Genomic DNA, 21,377 nt, shown 5'->3' on the forward strand with positions numbered 1-21,377 from the left:
CTTATGTTAGCTTTATTTAAATCGGCACCTTTATTGGAAGATCAAGAGCAGCAATGGCTTATTGATACATTTATTTGGGCTGTAGAAAACTTTGATGCTGAATTTTTTACAAAGCACACTCAAATAATACTGCCAACGGCCACTTTTTTCCCTGATTCGGTATCGAGCATTGAGGAAATGGCGAGTAATGTTTTTACCCGCGTTACTAATTACGCGGGTATGAACGCATGGCCTATTCAATTAGTCGCACCTCAGCAGTTACAACCGCAAGTTTTTCCGCACTTTGAATTTAGTGATGAAATACGTGGCGAAGGCAGCCATCTAATTGTGCCGCCAAGCCATAAGGTCAGTATCTCTTTTAATCCTAATCAGATTAATCAGCCACAAGATTTAGTGGCTAGTTATGCGGGTACTCTGGCCACCATACTTATTCATCACGTTGGGGTGCTACCGCCAGGCGGTAGGGAGTATTTACCACAAGCTGCCGATGCACTTGCCTGTTTTTTAGGGTTTGGTGTGATGATGAGCAACACGGTGTATCAGTTTAAAGGCGGTTGTGGCTCTTGTTATAATCCATACGCTAACCGTGAAGCTAAGTTAAGTGAAACACATACGGTATTTATGCATGCCCTGATTAGCTACTTTAAAAACGATAAAGTGTCTAAAAAGCATTTAAAGCCGCATTTACGTGGTCAGTTTAAAAAAGCACAAAAAGAAATTAAAGCATTGGTAAATAACTCGGCTAACCCGCTGTTATTAGCTTATTCGCCAAACTAGCAAGGATCTGCGTGGAATACTTAGATGAATTTTTACTGATTGTTATTGCTCATTTTTTTGCAGTAGCAAGCCCAGGGCCCGACTTTGCCGTAGTACTTAAGCAAAGTGTGCAACAAGGAAGGCGCAATGCATTGTGGACAAGCGCCGGTGTTGGCGCTGCTATTTTACTGCACGTTGCCTATTGCGTTTTAGGTGTTGCGCTTATTTTAACGCAATCGCCTAGTTTATTTATGGCGCTTAAGTATCTTGCCGGTGCATATTTAGCTTATTTAGGCGTACAAGCACTCAGAGCTGCAAAACCTCCAGCAAGTAATGAAGGCGAGGCTGCAAAAGATGTTGAAAACAAAACCGTCCAAGAAGAATCCGTTTGGCTTGCTTTTAGGCGCGGCTTTTTCACAAATGCATTAAACCCAAAAGCCACGTTATTTTTTATGTCGTTATTTACACTCGTGATTAGCCCAACAACACCGACTAGCGTACAGGTCGGTTACGGTGTGTACATGGCATTGGCTACTTGGGCGTGGTTTTCAATGCTTTCAATAATACTTTCTAGAAATAATGTAAGGGGTTTTTTCCAACAACGCGGTTATTGGTTTGACCGTGGAATTGGCGTTATTTTAATTGCCCTTGCAGTACGTGTTGTTATTTAACTTATTTAAAAAGTACAGGAGATAAAATGCCGTTATATAATTTTTCGTTTGGCTCTAATATGTCATCTAATCGTTTGTTAGCGCGCTTACCTAATGTAAAGCGTGTAGGAACAGCGGTACTTAAAGGTTACGAGCTAACTTTTGATATGCTATTTAAAGATGGCTCTGGCAAATGCAGTATTTGCCCAAGCGATAAAGAAGGCGCGCTGGTTTACGGCGTTATTTATGAGCTTAATGAAGATGAAAAAGTTATTTTAGATGGTATTGAGGGCGTAGGTTACGACTGCGTAGATATAGCCCCAACGCTTTTAACGGGTGAGACTGTAACTGCACATTGTTATATAGCTAATACCCATGACAGCGATGTACTCCCATACGATTGGTACATAAAACACGTTCATCGCGGATCACTTGAAGCGGGCGTACCAAAAGAATACAGTGATGCGATATTAAATCGCGCACAAAAAAGCGATACCAATCAAGAGCGCGCAGCAATTGAATTTGCAGTTCATCAAAAATAATAAAATAGGATTGATATGAAATTAACCAAACTTGCCGCAATTGCACTACTAGCAGGCACTTCGTTTAGTAGCTGGGCACAAGTTGATACCAACAAAATTGACGACGTTATTAAAGCGTCAATGGCGCGTTTTGACGTACCCGGTATGGCAGTCGCCATTGTTGAAAACGATAAAGTAATATTTGCTAAAGGCTTTGGTGTAACTAATCTCGATACCAACAAAAAAGTAAACAAAGACACCTTGTTTGGTATTGCTTCAAACACGAAAGCGTTTACAACAGCAGCGCTTGCCAAGTTGGTTGATGAGGGGAAGTTAAGCTGGGATGACCGCGTAATTGATCATTTACCAGAGTTTAGATTATACGACTCATACGTAACACGCGAAATGCGTATTCGTGATTTATTAAGTCACCGCAGTGGGCTAGGGCTTGGGCAGGGCGATTTAATGATTTGGCCAAGTACCGATAAGTCAGTTGATGAAATTTTAGCGGGATTACAGTATTTAAAACCAGCGAGCAGTTTTCGTAGTAAGTATGCTTATAACAACTTGATGTTTGTTACCGCTGGTGAGGTGGTTGCACGTGTGTCGGGTATCAGCTGGAACGATTACATCGAAAAAAATATATTACAACCGCTGCACATGGATAACTCACGCGCGGGATTTTCACGTATTCCAAAAAGTAATAAAAACTGGGCGACAGGTCATATTCCTATGGATGGCACGCTTCATCCATTTTTTGTGAATTACCTAGAAGATTTTAGAGGCGCAGGTGCCATTGCTTCGAGTGTAAGCGACATGAGCCAATGGCTTCGTACGCAATTAGCGGGCGGTAAAATGCCAAGTGGCGAGCAACTATTTAGCGAAAAGCAACAAGCGCAAATGTGGCATCCACATATTACGTCTATGGCGTCTAAAAGTGCGTTTGAATCGTATCATCAACAGTTTAGAGGTTATGGGTTAGGTTGGAGTATTGAAGACTACCACGGCTTTAAAAAGCTAGGTCATGGCGGTGGTATTTTAGGGATGGTATCGCAAGTTACTTTATTGCCTGAGAAAAAACTTGGTATTGTTATTTTATCTAATCAACAAGCTTTTGGTGCGCTTTCGGCGGTAACCCATGAAGTACTTGAAGATGCGCTTGAGCTTGAAGATAAAGACTGGGTAGAGGATTTAGCTAAAAGTCATTTTGAAGGTAAGCAACACGCGTACGCTAATGCAAAACCAGAAGCACCCGCTGACTACCAACCACAATTACCAAATATTAACTATACCGGTACATTACATGATGATTGGTATGGCGATGTAATTATTGAACAGCTTGATAGTAAGTTACATATTGATTTTACGCATACCAAGCGCTTAAAAGGCACTCTTGAGCATTACACTGGTAATACATTTATAGTTAAGTGGGATGAAAAGCTGCTTGAAGCGGATGCGTTTATTCGTTTTGAAATGAGCTCACAAAACCGTGTAAACAGCGCTAAAATGCGTGCAGTATCAACACAAGTTACCGACTTTAGCTTTGATTTTAGAAACCTGCATTTAAAAGCAAAATAGCTAATAACATTAGTATTTAAAGTACCGATATTTAAAGTATCGATATACACCAAAGTCGCAAAGCCACCATTAGGTGGCTTTGTTATATTAAACACTCAATTTACTTTGGCTAGGAGCATTTTATGCGTACTGCAGTTATTTCACACCCTCATTGCCGTAAACATAAAATGATAGACGACCATCCTGAGTGCCCAGAGCGCTTAGATGCAATTACCGACAGGTTATTAGCCAGCGGTGTAGATGTTGGCTTAACACACCTGCAGGCACCTAAGGCCGAGCGTGAGCATTATTTACTTGCTCACGATGAGGCTTTAGTTAAACACGTAGAAACTACACTACCAACCGAAGGACTCGCTAATTTAGATGGCGATACGTGGTTGTGCCCCGATTCGTTTAAAGCGATTGAGCGGGCAGTAGGTGCCGGGTTGTTAGCTGTTGATGAAATACTTGCCGATAAACTCGATGCTGCTTTTTGCTCAGTACGCCCGCCAGGGCATCATGCTAATAAAGATTCATCATCTGGGTTTTGTGTGTTTAATAACTTAGCTATTGCCGTTAAGTACGCACAAGGCAAAGGGATTAAGCGGATTGCGATTGCTGACTTTGATGTACACCATGGTAATGGCACACAAGACATTTTTATTGATGACGAAAACGTACTGCTTTGTTCGTTATTTCAGTATCCGTTTTACCCAAATACAGCGGTTAAAAATAATAGCCATATAGTTAATTCTCCTTTGCCAATTGCCAGTAATGGCGACGACTTAAAAGACGTGTTTACGCAGCAATGGTTACCAAAATTAAAAACGTTTAAGCCTGAATTACTTTTTATAAGCGCAGGGTTTGATGCACACCTAGAAGATGATATGGCGAGCTTAAAGTTTGTAGAGGATGACTACATTTGGCTTACCGAGCAACTATGTGGTGTTGCTAAAGAGGGCGGCTGCAAAGGTGTTATTTCGTATTTAGAAGGTGGCTATGCGCTATCAGCTTTAGGTCGCAGTGCTGTAGCGCATATAAAAGTGCTTACTGAGGTTTAAATAAAGAGAGTGTTTATAGCCCTAATAAATCAAACGCCTGCGCTGTGCTTAGGGTTTTGATTTTACCAAGGCAGCATTGTCCTTCATTTAATAAGTAAGCTGTAACAAGCTGTGCTAGTTGCTCGCCATTCAATTCAGGGCAAGCAGTGCCTTGTAAATTAAGGTAGTCACCTTGCTTATTAAGTACTCGCACATCGCTTAGTTCACTTTGCATAACGCTGTGTAAGCACTCTTGTTGCTCTTGGCGGTTATGGGCTATCTCAAGCTCATTATAAATAACCAATAACTGTGGGTAGCTGTTTAACATAGCCCGTTAGCCTACGGTTACTTCATAAGACGTAAATTTACGAATATTAATAACGCCTTTTTCAAAAATTAAGTATTGGCCTTTAATACCTTGTAAAACACCACTTACAACAGGGTCTTTATCAAAGTTAAATGAGCTGATTTTTGTTGGGTATTCGGTTACTGGAAAGTTTAAATCAACCACATCTTCATCAAGTTGTTCTATTGCTGTTGCGCCAAATAATTCACTGAGCTCGTTTAGCTTTTCACTAATTTGTGGGATCAATTCAGCTGCAGCTGCTTTTAAATCAATTGCTTCGTTTTGACCTTTTAGCATATTGCGCCAATTCGTTTTATCGGCAATAAATTCAGCCAATGCAACTTCCACTAAACCTGATTGCAGGCGAGTTTGCACTTTAAAAATAGGTAATGCTTGAGTCGCGCCTTGATCAACCCAACGAGTTGGTATTTGTGTGTGGCGGGTAATACCTACTTTTAACCCAGAGGTGTTAGCGAGATATACATAGTGTGGGATCATGCAGTTTTCTTCGCCCCACTGTGGCTCTCGGCAAGTGCCTTGATCGTAGTGGCAGGTTTCTGGTTTCATAATACACATATCGCAACTAGCGAGCTTGCGCATGCATACAAAACAGTGACCTTGAGAATAGCTTTTTTTGGTTTTTTACCGCAGTTAGAACATAAAATAGTGCCACTAAAGGTAAGCGTAAGCTCCTTACCTATAAATGCATTTAAGTCTACTAGGTGTTCACCTACAGGTAAGTGATATTGTACTGGTTCGGTTAAGCTCGATTTTAATTTACGCAGTGTGCCTTGCATCTTTACTTGGCCCCTAAAGATGTTAAAAAGAGGAGTCTAACATTTTTAAGCTATATTGGCTTTTTAAGAAGTGTAAATAGTCGGTGTAAGGCAGTGCTTTTGCGTATAAATAACCTTGGGCGTAGTCAGCGTTCATATCTTTGAGTAAGTGATGGATTTCTTGGGTTTCTACCCCCTCAATTGTTATTGATAAATTGAGGTTATGCGCCATATCAATGGCTGTTTGTACAATAACTTGGTGAGTAGGGTTATTAGGTAAATCAAAAACAAATGACTTATCTATTTTAAGTTCACTAAAGTGATAATTGACTAAGTAGCTAAGTGACGCATAGCCTGTCCCAAAGTCATCCAGTACTACTTTAATACCTAATGAGGTTAGCTCATCAACTAACTTTATAAGTGCATCTTGGCTATCTACGAAGGCCGATTCGGTTAGTTCAAATTTAAGTAACTGTGCCGGCACTTGGTATTTAATTAAAATATTTTCTACTTTTTCGGCTAAGTTATTTATAGTTAAGTTTTTAGCGCTTAAATTTACGCTAATTGTGTGCTCGTTATAGCCATTTTTTGTAAGCTTGACTATGTCTTTACAGGCTTGCTCTATTACCCACAGTGTTAGCTCGTTAATAATGCCTGTGTGCTCAGCAAGTATTATTAGTTCTTCAATTGATAAGTTGCTGTAAGTTGGGTCGGGCCAACGTAATAAAGCTTCAGCACCACTTACGTGGTTACTTAATAAGTTTATTTGAGGTTGGTAATAAAGTGCCAGTTGATTTGTTTTGATGGCTTGTTGCAGCTTAGCGGCTAGAGCAACGTCCATCATTAGATTATTACCGTTTGACGATGACCCAACTTGATTAACGCTACCTTTTGCTTTTTTAAGCGCTAAATAACCACGCTTTAACCAATATTCAAAGTCGTTACTCTTACCTGCACTACTAATACCTATACTGTAACTAAGCTGCAGGTTTAGCCCTTTAATTTCATATTGTTTTGGTAGGCTGCTAATTATTTTAGTCAGTAGTGCTTCTAGCATTTCTTGGTTTTGTGTTTTAGTAGAAATACAGGCAAATACGCCACTGCTTAAATCGGCTAAGCGTGGGCTGGTGTTTAAATCTGTTTCGAGGTTTGTAAATTCGCGTTCATGGCTGAGTTCTAATTCAAGCTCTTTGGCTACATGCTTTATAAGTGTGTAGCCCTGAGAAGAGGTAATAATTGTATTGAGCGAATTAAAGTGACGTATTTTTATTAAACATAAAGTTGTTGAGCGGTTTTGGCTTTGTAGCGCCATAAATGCTTGTTTTAGCTTGGAGCTATTAAGTAACTTTGTTTGTTGTGTGTGCGTGGCATGGTAAAGCGCACGTTCGCGCTGATACCTTACTCGGTCAGCTAACGCCATTGCCATTAAAATAACTTCGCACAAAATAGCGACTAAAAAGGCATGGCGGGTTGTAAAGGTATACGGTAAAACACCAGTGAGTTCCATGGGCTGAATTGCAGCACCAAATATTAGTGGTATCCATGAAAAAACATAAAATTTAGCCCACCTAAAACCACTACGTAACTTGTTATATATTAAAATAATACAGGTAATATAAAGCAGTACCATCACACCAAAAAATATAGGCGCCGCTATATTCTCGGGAATAAACAAGCTACATACAGCAAGAACAAACATAAGCCAAAGTAGGGTGATGCTCATTTTGTAGCGCCAGCATTTATCCTTATGGTAGCGCAAAAACATGGTGCAAAAAGCAAGGGTGAAAAAAGCGACCCCATAATTACTAAACACGACTTGTTCGTTAATAAGGAGCTGCCAGTGATTAGGCCATATATAAAAACCAAAACCTAATACAGCCCCCATTAGCGTAATAGCGCTGACGATATAGCCAATATAAATTAAATAAACACGGTCTTTTATGCCAAAATAAAGCACCAAGTTATAAAGCGCAGCCATCAATAGCACGCCTACAAAAATACCCCAGATCCCAGTTTGAGAGCGCACTAAGTCAATAAACTCTTTATCACGATATAAGTTTACAGGTGTTTTACTTATGCCGACTGTGTCTATTTTCATTACTAGGCGCTGTGACGATTTTCTTTCTACTAAAAAACGAATATGCGGTACGCTGTATTCAAACAAAGAGAGGGCTTCTTCTTTATCGCCGAGTTTATATGTTTCAATTAGTTTGTTGTTTTTATCGAGGCGATAAACCGTAAGGTGATCGACCATAGGGTTGTCAAAATGTGCCACAACATTTTGCTTGTTAAGGCTTTTATTTTCTAAATCAAGAAACAACCAATAGTTTTGCTGGCTAAAACTCCATGGAACATCTGAAAATGGTTGATGAGTAAGTAATTCAGGTTGGTTAATGATGGTATCGAATGTTTTAGTTTTGGTTTCGTCAATATAGTAGGCGTAATCTAGGTACATTGGAGCCGTTTTATCAATTGTATATCGTGTAGGCACGACAAGGTTTGATGCCAATGTACTGATTATAAAAAATATAAATATCAGTATGGCAACAGCAATTGCATGGTAACGTAAAGTTCTTAGTTCCAACGTTAATTTACTTTTAAAAAACCTTTTAATTAGTGTAGCACTAAAAAAGCGCAGATAAACTGCGCTTTTGTAGTTAAATTAACTGGTTATACCAATGAATAGGTATTACAGGCTATTGCTCGCGTGCAATAGCACGGTAAGCTATATCAGTACGATATTCCATACCATCCCAGCTAATTTGTTTAACAAGCTCATAGGCGCGCTGCTGCGCTTCTGTAACAGTGTTACCAAGTGCTGTTGCGCATAATACGCGACCGCCTGCGGTTACAACGTCATTGCCACTTTGCTTAGTACCCGCATGAAACACTTTTTCACCCGCAGGGTAATCAACTTTTAGCCCCGAAATTGCATCACCTTTAGGGTAATCACCAGGGTAACCTTTAGCTGCAAGTACAACACCAACGGCTGCGCGTGGGTCAAACTTAATCGTTGTTTTATCAAGTTCTACACGGTTAGCAGCTTCAATCAATTCAACTAAGTCTGATTGTAAACGTAGCATCATTGGTTGAGTTTCAGGGTCGCCAAAGCGACAGTTGTACTCAATTACTTTAGGGGTACCTGTTTCGTCAATCATCAAACCTGCGTATAAAAAGCCGGTGTACGGATGGCCTTCGCTTGCCATGCCTTCTACCGTAGGGTAGATCACTTCGTTCATAATACGCTGGTGGATTTCATCCGTAACAACTGGCGCAGGTGAGTATGCACCCATGCCACCCGTGTTAGGACCGGCATCGCCATTGTAAGCGCGTTTATGGTCTTGACTGGTAGCAAATGGTAATACGTTTTTGCCATCAACCATTACAATGAAAGACGCTTCTTCACCCTCTAAAAATTCTTCAATAACAACACGGCTTCCCGCATCGCCAAAAGCATTACCCGCAAGCATATCGCGAATAGCATCTTCGGCATCGGCTTCCGTCATTGCTACAATTACGCCTTTACCTGCAGCTAAACCATCTGCTTTTACAACAATTGGCGCGCCTTTTTCTTTTAAATAAGCTAGGGCTGGGTCAATTTGTTCAAACGTTTGATAATCGCCTGATGGGATATTGTGGCGCGCTAAAAAATCTTTAGTAAACGATTTAGAGCCTTCAAGCTGGGCTGCGCCTGCCGTTGGGCCAAAAATAGCCATGTTATGTTCACGAAACTTATCAACAACACCCAGTACTAACGGTATTTCTGGACCTACAATAGTAAGCTCTACATTGTTTTGCTGTGCAAAACTAAGTAAACCATCTAAGTCGTCAACGTTTATTGCTACGTTTTCAAGTTTTGGTTCAAGTGCAGTACCTGCATTACCAGGGGCTACAAATACAGTATTTACTTTGGTGTTTTGAGCGGCTTTAAACGCAAGTGCGTGTTCGCGGCCGCCGCTGCCAATGACTAAAACATTCATGGCGAAAATTCCTATTTAAAGCGGTTTCTTAAATTTCAGCGTCATGCGGTCGCTTTCACCAATGGCTTTATATTTGTCAGCATCTTGTTCGCCGAGTCTTAAGCTTGGTGGTAGCGTCCATACACCTTTAGGGTGATCGGCTGTATCTTTTGGATTTGCATTTATTTCACTGCTTGCTACTAATTCAAACCCAGCTTGTTTAGCAAGGTCTACTACGTAGCTCTGCTTCATATAACCTGATGTTTTTTGATCTTCGTCAGCACGTTCTTCAGCTAAACGGTGTTCAACTAAACCTAATGTACCACCTGGTTTAAGGGCTTTATAAAAAGCTTGGAATGCACTTAATGCACCGCTTTTATCTTTGCCCATATACCAGTTATGCACATTACGAAAAGTTAAAACCATATCGGCACTGCCAGCTGGCGCAATATCTAAATGTGTTACAGGTGCAAACTCAGTAATTTTAACGCTACTAAAGCGCTCATCTTCAGCTACTTTTTGTTTAAAGCCCGCAAGAGAGCGTTGGTAGTAGCCAACTGATGAATCAGCAGGAAAGTGCGCGGCATAATAAGTACCTTGCTCTTTTAGTGCTGGCGCTAAAATTTCACTATACCAACCACCGCCTGGCGCAATTTCAACAACTGTCATAGTGGGTTTAAAGCCAAAAAATGCAAGTGTTTGAGCCGGGTGACGATATTCGTCACGAACGCTGTTTTTAGCGCTACGTTCGCTTGATTGAAGTGCATGCTCAAGGCTCGATTCGTGGTTATGGCTAAGCGCCATAGTCGATGTCATCGTTAGTGTGGCTACAAGTAGCGATTTTAGCGCAAATTTCATTGTTTGTTCCTTCACATTATAATTTTAAATAGGTTATTGAATAATCAGAATACGTGAATTTATAGCAAACAAAAAGGGTTAAACCAACGTTTAACCCTTTGTGTGATTAGTGGCGGAAATGGCGCATACCAGTAAGTACCATTGCCATGCCAGCTTCATCAGCAGCTGCAATCACTTCTTCATCACGCATTGAGCCACCTGGCTGAATTACCGCAGTAATACCAGCGGCTGCTGCTGCGTCAATGCCATCACGGAATGGGAAGAATGCATCAGACGCCATAACTGAACCTTTAACTTCAAGGTTTTCGTCGGCAGCTTTTATGCCTGCAATTTTAGCTGAGTATACGCGGCTCATTTGGCCTGCGCCTACACCAATGGTCATACCGTCACGGGCATAAACAATTGCGTTTGATTTAACAAACTTAGCTACTTTCCAACAAAATAGTAAATCTTTAAGTTCTTGCTCTGTAGGTTGGCGCTTAGAAACAACTTTTAAGTCGCCTTGCGTTACCATGCCTAAATCGCGGTCTTGAACTAAAATACCGCCGTTAACGCGTTTAATATCTTGGCCAGCTGCTTTACCTGTCCACTGTCCACATTCTAATAAACGAACGTTCTTTTTAGCTTCAACAATTTTTGCAGCGTCGCTCGAAATACTAGGTGCGATAATTACTTCAACAAACTGACGATCAACAATTGCTTGTGCAGTTGCTGCATCTAGCTCTCGGTTAAAGGCAATAATGCCACCAAATGCTGATGTAGGGTCTGTTTTAAAAGCGCGCTCGTATGCTTGTAGAATATTGTCCCCAATTGAAACACCACACGGGTTAGCATGTTTTACAATTACGCACGCAGGTACGTCAAATTCTTTAACACATTCAAGTGCTGCATCGGTATCTGCAATGTTGTTAAACGAAAGGGCCTTACCTTGCAATTGAGTTGCTGTTGCAACTGATGCTTCAGCAATGTCACTTTCAACATAAAAAGCAGCATCTTGATGTGAGTTTTCACCGTAACGCATATCTTGCTTTTTAGTGAACTGCATATTGATAGTACGTGGGAATTTAGTCTCTACAGCAGCTTCCTCGGTGTAATCAGGAACCATTTTACCGAAGTAGTTAGCAATCATGCCATCGTATGCGGCAGTATGCTCGTAAGCAGCAATCGCTAAGTCAAAACGTGTTTTATATGTAGTAGAGCCATTGTTGTTTTGCATTTCGCTAATAACACGGTCGTAGTCGCTCGCGTTTACCACGATTGTTACGTCTTTGTGGTTTTTAGCGGCTGCACGAACCATTGTAGGGCCGCCAATATCAATATTTTCAATAGCATCTTCAAGGCTGCAGTTTTCTTGAGCGACTGTATTCGCAAAGGGGTATAAGTTAACTACAACTATGTCGATAGCAGAAATGTTGTTATCTGCCATTACGCTTTCATCTTGTCCGCGACGGGCTAATATGCCGCCGTGAATTTTTGGGTGAAGAGTTTTTACGCGACCATCCATGATTTCAGGGTGGCCTGTGTGATCTGATACTTCAGTCACTTTTATGCCGTTATCAGCAAGTAGTTTACATGTGCCGCCAGTTGATAATATATCAACGCCTTGCGCTTCTAGTGCGCGGGCAAATTCAACAATACCGGTTTTATCAGACACACTTAATAGTGCGCGACGAATGGGACGATGAGTATCCATTGTAGTTTGATTTCCTCAGTTAATGAGCTAGCTTAGAAGCGGGCATTTTAACTGATTACAACTCAAAAAACGACTTATAAAGCGCCGATGAGGGTGAGCATTTTGCAACACGGCTATTAAACTACGGGCATAAAAAAAGCACCCTAGGGTGCTTTTTTAATAATTAGCTGTGATAAATCACAGCCAGCATATTAGTTCATGCCGTATTTTTTAAGCTTTTTACGTAAAGTACCACGGTTGATACCTAGTAAAATTGCTGCACGAGTTTGGTTACCACGTGTATATGTCATCACTTCTTCAAGTAATGGCGCTTCTAGCTCTGAAAGAACAAGGTCGTAAACGTCTTGCACATCTTGACCGTTAAGCTGCTTTAAATAGTGGTGAACAGCTTTTTTTACTGCATCACGCAATGGCTGCGGTTTCTCGTGTGACTGAACATGAGGGTTAGTGATAAATGGAGAAGTCACGTTTTGTTCGAACATTATTAAGTCTCTTTCTTTCTTAGTTAGCTGCTAGTGTTTTAAAGTATTGCTCTAATGCGACGACCTGTGCTTGTGGGTTGTCGAGCGCATTAAATACTCGCCTAAACTGACCATCACTGTCATGGGTTTGCAAATACCAAGATACATGTTTGCGAGCAATTCGCGCTCCCATTGGCTCACCGTAAAACAGATGGAGGTTTGTTAAATGCTCCATTAAAATACTGCGCACCTCTGCAATAGCAGGCGGCTGTAAGTGTTCCCCAGTTCGCAAATAGTGGTCTATCTCCCTAAATATCCAAGGGCGACCTTGGGCGGCTCGGCCAATCATAATGGCATCTGCACCCGTATAGTCTAAAACCTGTTTTGCTTTTTCTGGTGATGTAATATCACCATTGGCAACAACAGGGATCGACACTGAACGTTTTATATCCCTAATCGTGGCGTACTCAGCATCACCTTTGTACATACATGCGCGCGTACGCCCATGTACAGCAAGTGATGCAATGCCATAACGTTCAGCTATTCTCGCAATCTCTACACCATTACGGTTATCCGGATCCCATCCTGTACGGATTTTAAGTGTCACAGGTATATCAACAGCATTAACGACTGCATCAATAATCTCTTCCACAAGTTCAGGAAACTGTAATAAGGCAGAGCCTGCGAGTTTCTTGTTCACTTTTTTTGCTGGGCACCCCATATTGATATCTATGATCTGTGCACCGTTAGCAACATTGAATTGTGCGGCCTGCGCCATAAGCTCAGGATCTGCTCCTGCAATTTGCACAGCGCGTATACCCGACTCACCGCTGTGATCCATACGGTTCATCGACTTTTCCGTTTTCCAAACCTTAGGATTAGACGATAGCATTTCAGAAACAGCTAGCCCTGCGCCTAAACGACGGCAAAGTTGTCTAAATGGTCTGTCTGTAATGCCAGCCATTGGCGCGACAATTACATTATTCTCAAGTTGGTATTTACCGATACGCACTATATTCAATAGGCCTCTTTTCAAGGGGCGCTAAGTTTACGGTTTTTTTCACAAAAATCAAAGGCTATAAATTGAACAAAAGTAACTTTTTTTTGCCCTTTTCGTATTGACATTTGATAACCACATGACAAGTAGGTTGATTTGTTTGAAATTTATACAAGTTTTATTTTTTACACAATAATCAGAAAACTTTTAATATGTAAAAAAATAGTAAAGCCTGTTAAATACAGGCTTTACATGCAGGTTTTGAGTTAATGCTCTAAATTTGGTTATGCAGTTTATTACGCTTTTTTAGTGCCACTTACTCGAGTCCAATCACCTTCAACGGCAATATCATCTAGTTCAATAAATGGTGCATAAATATCAGCAACTGATTGTGCTTGTTCTTCTAAAATACCCGACATGGCAATTTTGCCGCCAGGCTTTAATAAACCTAAAATTACACTGTGCAATTCGCGAAGTGGCTGGGCTAATATATTTGCCACTACTATGTCGGCGGTAAACTCAGGTTGGTTTTCTGGAAGGTATACTTCAAGTTTGTCTGCAACGCCATTGCGGTTAGCATTATCGAGGCTTGCCTCAAGCGCTTGAGGATCAATATCAATCCCAATCATGCGCTCTGCGCCTAGTTTTATAGCTGCAATACCTAAAATGCCTGAGCCACAACCAAAATCAACAACCGTTTTACCTGTTAGATTTTGGCTTTCTAACCACTTAAGACACAAGGCCGTTGTTGCATGTGTGCCCGTACCAAAAGCAAGGCCAGGGTCAAGCAGTACATTTACTGCATCAGGATCTGGAATGTCGCGCCAGCTTGGACAAATCCATAGTCTTTCACCAAATTGAATAGGGTGGAAGTTATCCATCCATTCACGTTCCCAGTCTTTATCCTCAAGCTGCTCTATTTTGTATACTAAATTGTCTTTTAGTTCATCATGGCGTTTCAATAACGCAACGACTGCATTCATATCGTGATTAGCTTCAAACAAGCCAATTACTGTTGTATCAGCCCAAAATACAACGGTGCCAATTTTGGGTTCGTAAATAGGGGTGTCTTTTGCGTCAATAAAGGTTACTGAAGCACTACCCGCTTCCATTAATAGGTCACTTACTGCATCTGCTGTTGCAGCATTGGCGTTAATACGAATTTGGATCCAAGCCATGATTATTTCCTTCAAATAGAAAAAAGGCCGCTATAGCGGCCTTTTTAGTTTATATAGTAGCGCTAAATTATTTAGCGTCTAAAAAGCTTTTCAGTAAATCTGAGCGAGAAGGGTGGCGTAATTTACGCAGCGCTTTCGCTTCTATTTGACGAATACGTTCACGTGTTACGTCAAACTGTTTACCTACTTCTTCTAAGGTGTGGTCGGTATTCATATCAATACCAAAACGCATACGTAGTACTTTAGCTTCACGGGCTGTTAGGCCTGCAAGTACATCGTTAGTTGCGCCACGAAGAGACTCCATTGTTGCCGAATCAATTGGCGAATCAATAGTTGTATCTTCGATAAAGTCACCTAAGTGAGAATCTTCATCATCACCGATTGGTGTTTCCATTGAAATTGGCTCTTTAGCAATCTTAAGTACCTTACGGATTTTATCCTCAGGCATCATCATGCGTTCTGCTAATTCTTCTGGATTTGGCTCACGACCCATTTCTTGTAACATTTGACGAGAAATACGGTTAAGTTTATTAATCGTTTCAATCATATGTACTGGAATACGGATTGTTCTTGCTTGGTCAGCAATAGAGCGAGTGATTGCTTGACGTATCCACCACGTAGCATAAGTAGAGAACTTATAACCACGGCGGTATTCAAACTTATCAACTGCTTTCATCAGACCAATGTTACCTTCTTGAATTAAATCCAAGAATTGTAAGCCACGGTTTGTATATTTTTTAGCTATTGAGATTACAAGACGTAAGTTAGCTTCAACCATTTCTTTTTTTGCACGGCGTGCTTTCGCTTCACCAATGCTCATTCGACGGTTAATGTCTTTAATACGCTCAATGCTTAAACCTGTTGTTTGTTCAATAACAGATAGTTTATTAATGCTACGAATGATTTCTGGCTTAACTTCTTCAAGTTTAGCTGAATACTTTTCGTTACCTGAAATTTCTAAATCTACCCATGAAGCGTCAGTTTCGTTGTTAGCAAAATGCTTAACGAATGTTTTCTTCGGTAATTTAGCAATTTGTACAGCTTGTTTCATGATTAGACGTTCTTGAACGCGAACACGATCCATCATTTCACGCATGTTATTTACCATGCGGTCAAACTGTTTAGGTATTAATTTAAAGGTTCTGAAAAGCTCACCAATTTCAAAAATGGCGGCTTGTGATTCAGGATGCGAACGACCTTTAGCTTCAAACGTATCACGTGCTTTATTGTATAAATCACGTAAATTTTCAAAATGAATGCGCGCTTCTTCAGGATCTGGCCCTGTGTCTACTTCTTCTTCATCTTCGTCATCGCTATCAGCATCATCTTTGTCATCTTTATCGTCATCAAGTTGCTTAGCACTTAATTCTGAACCGATATTAGTTGCTGAAATTGGCGCTGTATCTTCATTAGGATCGATAAATCCAACGATGATATCGCTTAAACGCATTTCTTCAGCTTCAAACTTATCCCACTGCTCTAGCAGGTAAGTGATTGCTTCAGGGTACTCTGCAACAGAAATCTGTACTTGGTTAATGCCTTCTTCGATACGTTTAGCGATTACAATTTCGCCTTCACGTGTAAGAAGTTCAACAGTACCCATTTCACGCATGTACATGCGAACCGGATCCGTTGTACGGCCGATTTCTTTTTCTACAGTCGCAAGGGCTGCAGCGGCAGCTTCAGCTGCGTCTTCGTCTGTCGTTGTTTCTTGCATCATTAATTCATCAGCATCAGGCGCGTTTTCGCTAACCTTGATACCCATATCATTAATCATGCTTATGATATCTTCTACTTGATCTGAGTCTATAATGTCTTGTGGAAGGTGATCATTTACTTCTGCAAAAGTTAAGTAGCCTTGCTCTTTACCTTTTTGAATCAGAAGTTTTAATTGTGACTGAGGAGTTGGATCCATAGAGATTGTTTCTTCCACTCTGATAAGTTGATACAACAGGCGCCATCATGTAGTTTGCATTAAAGCCAACTAGAATAATGTGACGCAGTGAATAGCACAGTATAACAGTTTAAATCAATTTTGACTAGCTGTTAGTGGCTTTTAACGCTGTCATTAACAAATGACACTCAAGTCTTTCGTCGCTACTAAGGCCTTGAGTCTTGTCCTTTATTAATAGGGTCTCGAGTCGATAATTTAAACACTGATCTTCAATAAACTTGAAAGTATTTTTAAAAACCGTTTCTAAACGCTCTTCATTTATGTCGTGTTGCCACGTTGCAAGCTTGATTAAGGGCTCGTAATCTTCAGTTCCTCTAAAAAATTCGAGTAGTTGCGCTGTGGTAATGCTTTCTTTTTCTAAAGCTTGCTCTTGTAAGCGTAATAATAGCCCTATACCAGCAATATTCATTTGTGCGAGTTCAGGTAAATATGGCACATTTTTAGCTAAGTTAGGATGTTGAATTAAAATACCAATCGCTTGACGCATTGGTGTTATTTTAAACTTACGTTCAATCGAATGCTGTTGCTTTGGGGTTTTTAAACGGTTATTTAATTGCTCACGTGTTCTTCCGATTAAACGCCCTAATTGTTCAAGAATGTTTTCTTGATAAAATTCACTTGGGATTTTTTCAATGAGTGGAAGTGCTGCACTGAGTAATTTAGCTTTTCCTGAGTCGAGTGTTAAATCAACTTCTTGGCTTAATTTATTAAACAATACTTTGGTAAAGTCATCTGCTTGGCTTAGGCGCAATTCGAATTGCTCCTTACCTTCTTTTTGTACAAGAGAGTCAGGGTCTTCGCCATCGGGTAAAAAAGTAAATTGCAGTGCTTTACCGTCATTTAAATAAGGAAGTGCGTTTTCAAGCGCCCTCCAAGCTGCATCACGGCCAGCTCTGTCGCCATCGTAACAACAGATTACTTTATCTGTTGTTCTAAACAGCGTATGCATGTGCTCGCTTGTTGTTGCGGTACCTAGTGATGCAACGGCATATTCAATCCCTTGTTCGGCTAAGGCAACAACATCCATGTAACCTTCCACAACCATTACATGCTCAAGTTTTTTATGGGCTTGCTTTGCTTCATAAAGTCCGTAAAGCTCAAAGCCTTTATGAAAAATTCGGGTCTCTGGCGAGTTTAAATATTTTGGCCCTTGGTCGGCTTGCATTACACGGCCACCAAATGCAATAACACGCCCGCGTTTATCGCGAATAGGGAACATTAATCGGTCGCGGAAAAAATCAAATTGTCTGCCTGGTGTTTTTTCTGAAGCTAGCTTTAATTCAACTAATTGCTCTTTTTGTTCTTTATTACGGCCAAGCTGAAGACATAATCCATCCCATTCGCTGGGGGCGTAGCCAATCATAAACTTTTTAACTGTCTCACCACTTAAACCACGGCCTTTTACATATTCAATAACGGCGGCAGAATTACTGTGGTGTTTTAATTGGTGCTGATAAAAGCGCGCAGTATGAAGCATTAAATCGTAATCAGAGCGCTTTTGCGCAGCAGTACGTTCTGGTGCTGAGTTTGTGCCTTGTTCTCGAGGTACTTCTAAGTTAAGCATGCTTGCTATTTCTTCAATAGCATCTACAAACTCAAGCTTTTCATACTCCATTACAAACGAAATAGCATTACCATTAGCGCCACAACCAAAGCAATGATAAAACTGTTTGTCTTGCGATACGGTAAATGAGGGCGATTTTTCGTTATGGAATGGGCAACAAGCTTGATAATCCTTACCTGCTTTTTTTAGACCTACTTTTGAGTCTATCAGGTCGACAATATCGGTTCTGGCAAGTAAATCGTCTATAAAGTTACGTGGGATCTTTCCAGCCATTAGTAAAATACAGTCCTGAAATAATAAGAAGAATAACGAATATGAAATTTACTTTTTTATACTTGCTTGATGCAAAGTATAGCGTGCTTTAACTTACCAAAATGATAACAAAATAAATAGGGAAGCTATAAAAAATTTCATTTTAAAGTAACCTAGTAGGTGTACTTTTTATTAAAGTTAAAAACAAAGAAACCGAGCGCAAGGCTCGGTTCACTTCAATCATACTTTAATGTATGTGGGAGTATTAGGCAGTTAATCGTTGCTTAATTAAACCAGAGATTTTGCCCATATCGGCACGACCTTCGGCTTTGCTTTTGATTATACCCATTACTTTACCCATGTCTTGCATACCTGCTGCGTTAGTATCAGCAATAGCCGCATCAATGAGAGCAATGATTTCTTCTTCACTCAATTTTTGAGGTAAGAAAGTTTCAAGTGCCACTATTTCATTGGCTTCAATATCAGCTAAATCATCACGCCCAGCATCTTTGTACTGAGTGTAAGAGTCACGACGTTGTTTAACAAGCTTCACTATAACGGAGGTAATACCTGCGTCGTCTAGTTCTATGCGCTCGTCAATTTCACGTTGCTTGATTGCAGCAAGTACCATACGAATAGGGTTAAGACGTTGTTTGTCTTTAGCTCTCATCGCATCTTTTTGCGCATCTTTTAGCGTTATTAAAAGGCTCATTTATACAAGACCTAATATATTAGTATAATTTAACGCGACGTGCGTTATCACGAGAAAGTTTTTTCATGTGACGTTTTACTGCAGCAGCTTTTTTACGCTTACGCTCAGCTGTTGGTTTTTCATAGTGCTCGCGACGACGAACTTCTGAAAGGATTCCTGCTTTTTCACATGAACGCTTGAAGCGACGAAGTGCTACGTCAAACGGTTCGTTCTCTCTTACTTTAATTACTGGCATTAAAAATTCACCTACCTAAATTATGAGCGTTGCTCAAGTTGATCAAACATTGATCAAGTGGTTCAAAAATGGTGCGGTATTGTAATCCGAAGCAACACCACATGTAAAGGACAATATTAACAGAAACGCATCATGTAAAACAGTATTAATTTGCTTGGCGCTGGTAGAGTTTGCAAAACACTTGGCCTGCCTTTTTTTCTTTAATTAACAACCAGTTGCTCGGGTTCTTGAAGGTGGTTAACTCTGTTTCTACTTCAACATAAATTAATGCATCATCGCTTAACCATTGGTTTTTTTCTAATAAATCGCAGGTTGTTTGCGCTAAATCTTTACGAAATGGTGGGTCAACAAATACAAGATTAAACGCTTCGTTTGTGTTTTTTTGCTCTAAAAAGGAGAGTGAATTAGTATGTTTAACGTATGCGTTGTCGAGTTTTAAAGTGCTAATGTTTTGTTCTAATTGCTTGGCAGCTGACGAGTCGAGCTCGATAAATGTGGCGTTTTTAGCAAATCGAGATAGCGCTTCAAATCCTAACCCACCAGAACCTGCAAAACAATCAAGTACATTTGTGTCACGCGTATCTTGCATTAGCCAATTAAATACAGTTTCTTTAATTCGATCGGTAGTAGGTCTTAAGCCTTCTACATTTTTAACAGGGAGTTTTCGGCCTCGAAATTGGCCACTAATCACTCTAATAAAGCCATCACTGGGCTTGTTAGTAGCTTTATTTTGCGTTGTTTTTTTTCTCATTTAGCTCACTAAAAAATGGTATATGGTATCTAGCTCAGATAATATTATGGGTGATTACGTGTAGCTTCATTTTTCAACCGTATTAAAAGTGTTACTATTGAACACTTACGTTTTGAATGGTTGTATTTATTAGCAACTATTGCTGGGCATTGCCAAGCTATTTCAAATTTTAGTTTATCAGATTTTTATAAGTGGTTATTAGCAAGTATGACAAAAAAAAGTAAATTCATGTCGTGGCTCGGTTTTGGCAAGTCAGATAAAAAAGAAGCAGAGCAAAAAGCAGCCGCTGATAAACAACAAGCATTAGCGCAAGAAGAAGCGCAGAAGCTAGAGCAAGAAAAGCTAGCACAGGAGCAAGCTGAAGCTGAACGTTTAAAAGCAGAAGCCGAAACAGAGCGCTTAGAGCAGGAGCGTATTGCTGCTGAACAAATTGAAGCTAAACGTTTAGAGCAAGAAAAGCTAGCACAGGAGCAAGCTGAAGCTGAACGTTTAAAAGCAGAGGCCGAAACAGAGCGCTTAGAGCAGGAGCGTATTGCTTCTGAACAAATTGAAGCAAAACGTTTAGAGCAAGAGCGTGCTGAAAACGCAGAAAAGATTGCCATTGAGCAGGCCAATGCTGAATTGCTTGCAAAACAACAAGCTGATGCAGAAGCGCAAAGACAAGAATATGCACAACGTTTAGCCGATCAAGAAACGCAGATGCGCTTAGAGCAAGAGCGATTGGCTGCAGAAAAAGTAGAGGCTGAGCGACTAGAGCAAATACGCCTTGAAAAAAAGGATGAAGCTGTAAAAGCTGAAAAGCTTGCAATAGAGCAAGCGAATGCTGAGTTATTAGCAAAAGAACAAGCAGATGCTGAAGCACAAAGACAAGATCAAGCAAAACGTTTAGCAGAACAAGAAGCGCAAATGCGTTTAGAGCAAGAACGCATTGCAGCTGATAAAGCAGAAAGCGAACGTTTAGAGCAAGTACGTACTGCTGCTGAAAAAGCTCAGAACGAGCGCTTAGGGCAAGAACGCATTGCAGCTGATAAAGCAGAAAGCGAACGTTTAGAGCAAGAACGCATTACTGCTGAAAAAGTAGAAAGCGAGCGTTTAGAGCAAGAACGCATTACTGCGG

18 protein-coding genes and 2 pseudogenes are annotated in these 21,377 nt (G+C 40.5%); 6 read left to right on the forward strand and 14 right to left on the reverse strand.

Features of this window, described 5'->3' with window-relative positions:
• Positions 1 to 3 precede the first annotated feature (3 nt).
• The 5 genes from P20429_RS02185 (at position 4) to P20429_RS02165 (ending at position 4,545) form a co-directional block, all read left to right on the forward strand.
• Positions 4 to 777 carry a hypothetical protein gene (locus tag P20429_RS02185; protein WP_007586497.1) on the forward strand — a complete coding sequence of 258 codons (774 nt, stop codon included), beginning with the start codon at positions 4 to 6 and terminating at the stop codon, positions 775 to 777.
• Positions 778 to 788: 11 nt separating this feature from the next.
• Positions 789 to 1,427, forward strand: a complete 639-nt coding sequence (locus P20429_RS02180; protein ID WP_007586498.1) for a LysE family translocator — start codon at positions 789 to 791, stop codon at positions 1,425 to 1,427.
• A gap of 26 nt (positions 1,428 to 1,453) precedes the next feature.
• The gene (locus tag P20429_RS02175; RefSeq protein ID WP_007586500.1) at positions 1,454 to 1,948 is read left to right on the forward strand and encodes a gamma-glutamylcyclotransferase family protein; all 495 of its coding nucleotides are present in this window, start codon (positions 1,454 to 1,456) and stop codon (positions 1,946 to 1,948) included.
• A 15-nt stretch (positions 1,949 to 1,963) separates the two neighbouring features.
• Positions 1,964 to 3,505 carry a serine hydrolase gene (locus tag P20429_RS02170; protein ID WP_007586502.1) on the forward strand — a complete coding sequence of 514 codons (1,542 nt, stop codon included), beginning with the start codon at positions 1,964 to 1,966 and terminating at the stop codon, positions 3,503 to 3,505.
• A 122-nt stretch (positions 3,506 to 3,627) separates the two neighbouring features.
• Positions 3,628 to 4,545 carry a histone deacetylase family protein gene (locus tag P20429_RS02165; protein ID WP_007586510.1) on the forward strand — a complete coding sequence of 306 codons (918 nt, stop codon included), beginning with the start codon at positions 3,628 to 3,630 and terminating at the stop codon, positions 4,543 to 4,545.
• Between the two features lie 13 nt (positions 4,546 to 4,558).
• On the opposite strand, the gene P20429_RS02160 is transcribed toward P20429_RS02165, so the two are convergent.
• From P20429_RS02160 to rsmD, 14 genes and pseudogenes are all read right to left on the reverse strand, one after another.
• Positions 4,559 to 4,852 carry a hypothetical protein gene (locus tag P20429_RS02160; RefSeq protein WP_007586512.1) on the reverse strand — a complete coding sequence of 98 codons (294 nt, stop codon included), beginning with the start codon at positions 4,850 to 4,852 and terminating at the stop codon, positions 4,559 to 4,561.
• A gap of 6 nt (positions 4,853 to 4,858) precedes the next feature.
• Positions 4,859 to 5,667 (reverse strand): annotated as a pseudogene (locus tag P20429_RS02155) (DUF2797 domain-containing protein).
• 22 nt (positions 5,668 to 5,689) lie between these two features.
• Positions 5,690 to 8,230 carry an EAL domain-containing protein gene (locus P20429_RS02145; RefSeq protein WP_033027136.1) on the reverse strand — a complete coding sequence of 847 codons (2,541 nt, stop codon included), beginning with the start codon at positions 8,228 to 8,230 and terminating at the stop codon, positions 5,690 to 5,692.
• A 112-nt stretch (positions 8,231 to 8,342) separates the two neighbouring features.
• A complete protein-coding gene (gene purD, locus P20429_RS02140; protein WP_007586521.1) occupies positions 8,343 to 9,626 on the reverse strand; it encodes a phosphoribosylamine--glycine ligase in 1,284 nt (427 codons plus the stop codon).
• Between the two features lie 15 nt (positions 9,627 to 9,641).
• Complete coding sequence (locus P20429_RS02135) at positions 9,642 to 10,463, reverse strand: class I SAM-dependent methyltransferase (protein WP_007586523.1); 822 nt, start codon at positions 10,461 to 10,463, stop codon at positions 9,642 to 9,644.
• A gap of 106 nt (positions 10,464 to 10,569) precedes the next feature.
• Positions 10,570 to 12,156, reverse strand: coding sequence for a bifunctional phosphoribosylaminoimidazolecarboxamide formyltransferase/IMP cyclohydrolase (gene purH, locus P20429_RS02130; protein WP_007586526.1), 1,587 nt, complete (start codon positions 12,154 to 12,156; stop codon positions 10,570 to 10,572).
• Positions 12,157 to 12,347: 191 nt separating this feature from the next.
• A complete protein-coding gene (fis, locus tag P20429_RS19925) occupies positions 12,348 to 12,638 on the reverse strand; it encodes a DNA-binding transcriptional regulator Fis (protein ID WP_002957804.1) in 291 nt (96 codons plus the stop codon).
• A 19-nt stretch (positions 12,639 to 12,657) separates the two neighbouring features.
• Positions 12,658 to 13,629 (reverse strand): tRNA dihydrouridine synthase DusB, encoded by a 972-nt coding sequence (gene dusB / locus P20429_RS02125; protein WP_010553368.1) that lies wholly within the window; start codon positions 13,627 to 13,629, stop codon positions 12,658 to 12,660.
• A gap of 281 nt (positions 13,630 to 13,910) precedes the next feature.
• Complete coding sequence (prmA, locus tag P20429_RS02120) at positions 13,911 to 14,792, reverse strand: 50S ribosomal protein L11 methyltransferase (protein WP_007586531.1); 882 nt, start codon at positions 14,790 to 14,792, stop codon at positions 13,911 to 13,913.
• A 67-nt stretch (positions 14,793 to 14,859) separates the two neighbouring features.
• Positions 14,860 to 16,707: an RNA polymerase sigma factor RpoD gene (gene rpoD, locus P20429_RS02115; protein ID WP_007586533.1), complete on the reverse strand. Its 1,848-nt coding sequence runs from the start codon at positions 16,705 to 16,707 to the stop codon at positions 14,860 to 14,862.
• Positions 16,708 to 16,831: 124 nt separating this feature from the next.
• Positions 16,832 to 18,583 carry a DNA primase gene (gene dnaG / locus P20429_RS02110; RefSeq protein WP_007586534.1) on the reverse strand — a complete coding sequence of 584 codons (1,752 nt, stop codon included), beginning with the start codon at positions 18,581 to 18,583 and terminating at the stop codon, positions 16,832 to 16,834.
• A 244-nt stretch (positions 18,584 to 18,827) separates the two neighbouring features.
• Entirely contained in the window at positions 18,828 to 19,274 is a 447-nt protein-coding gene (locus P20429_RS02105) for a GatB/YqeY domain-containing protein (RefSeq protein WP_007586535.1), read from the reverse strand.
• 19 nt (positions 19,275 to 19,293) lie between these two features.
• Positions 19,294 to 19,509, reverse strand: a complete 216-nt coding sequence (gene rpsU, locus P20429_RS02100) for a 30S ribosomal protein S21 (protein WP_002957797.1) — start codon at positions 19,507 to 19,509, stop codon at positions 19,294 to 19,296.
• 145 nt (positions 19,510 to 19,654) lie between these two features.
• Entirely contained in the window at positions 19,655 to 20,260 is a 606-nt protein-coding gene (gene rsmD / locus P20429_RS02095; protein ID WP_007586536.1) for a 16S rRNA (guanine(966)-N(2))-methyltransferase RsmD, read from the reverse strand.
• 207 nt (positions 20,261 to 20,467) lie between these two features.
• On the opposite strand from rsmD, the pseudogene P20429_RS20175 reads away from it, so the two are divergent.
• Positions 20,468 to 21,377: pseudogene (locus tag P20429_RS20175) on the forward strand (signal recognition particle-docking protein FtsY); the annotation flags it as partial.

It is taken from the genome of Pseudoalteromonas sp. BSi20429 (genome assembly GCF_000238895.1).
GTDB classification, from domain to species: domain Bacteria; phylum Pseudomonadota; class Gammaproteobacteria; order Enterobacterales; family Alteromonadaceae; genus Pseudoalteromonas; species Pseudoalteromonas arctica.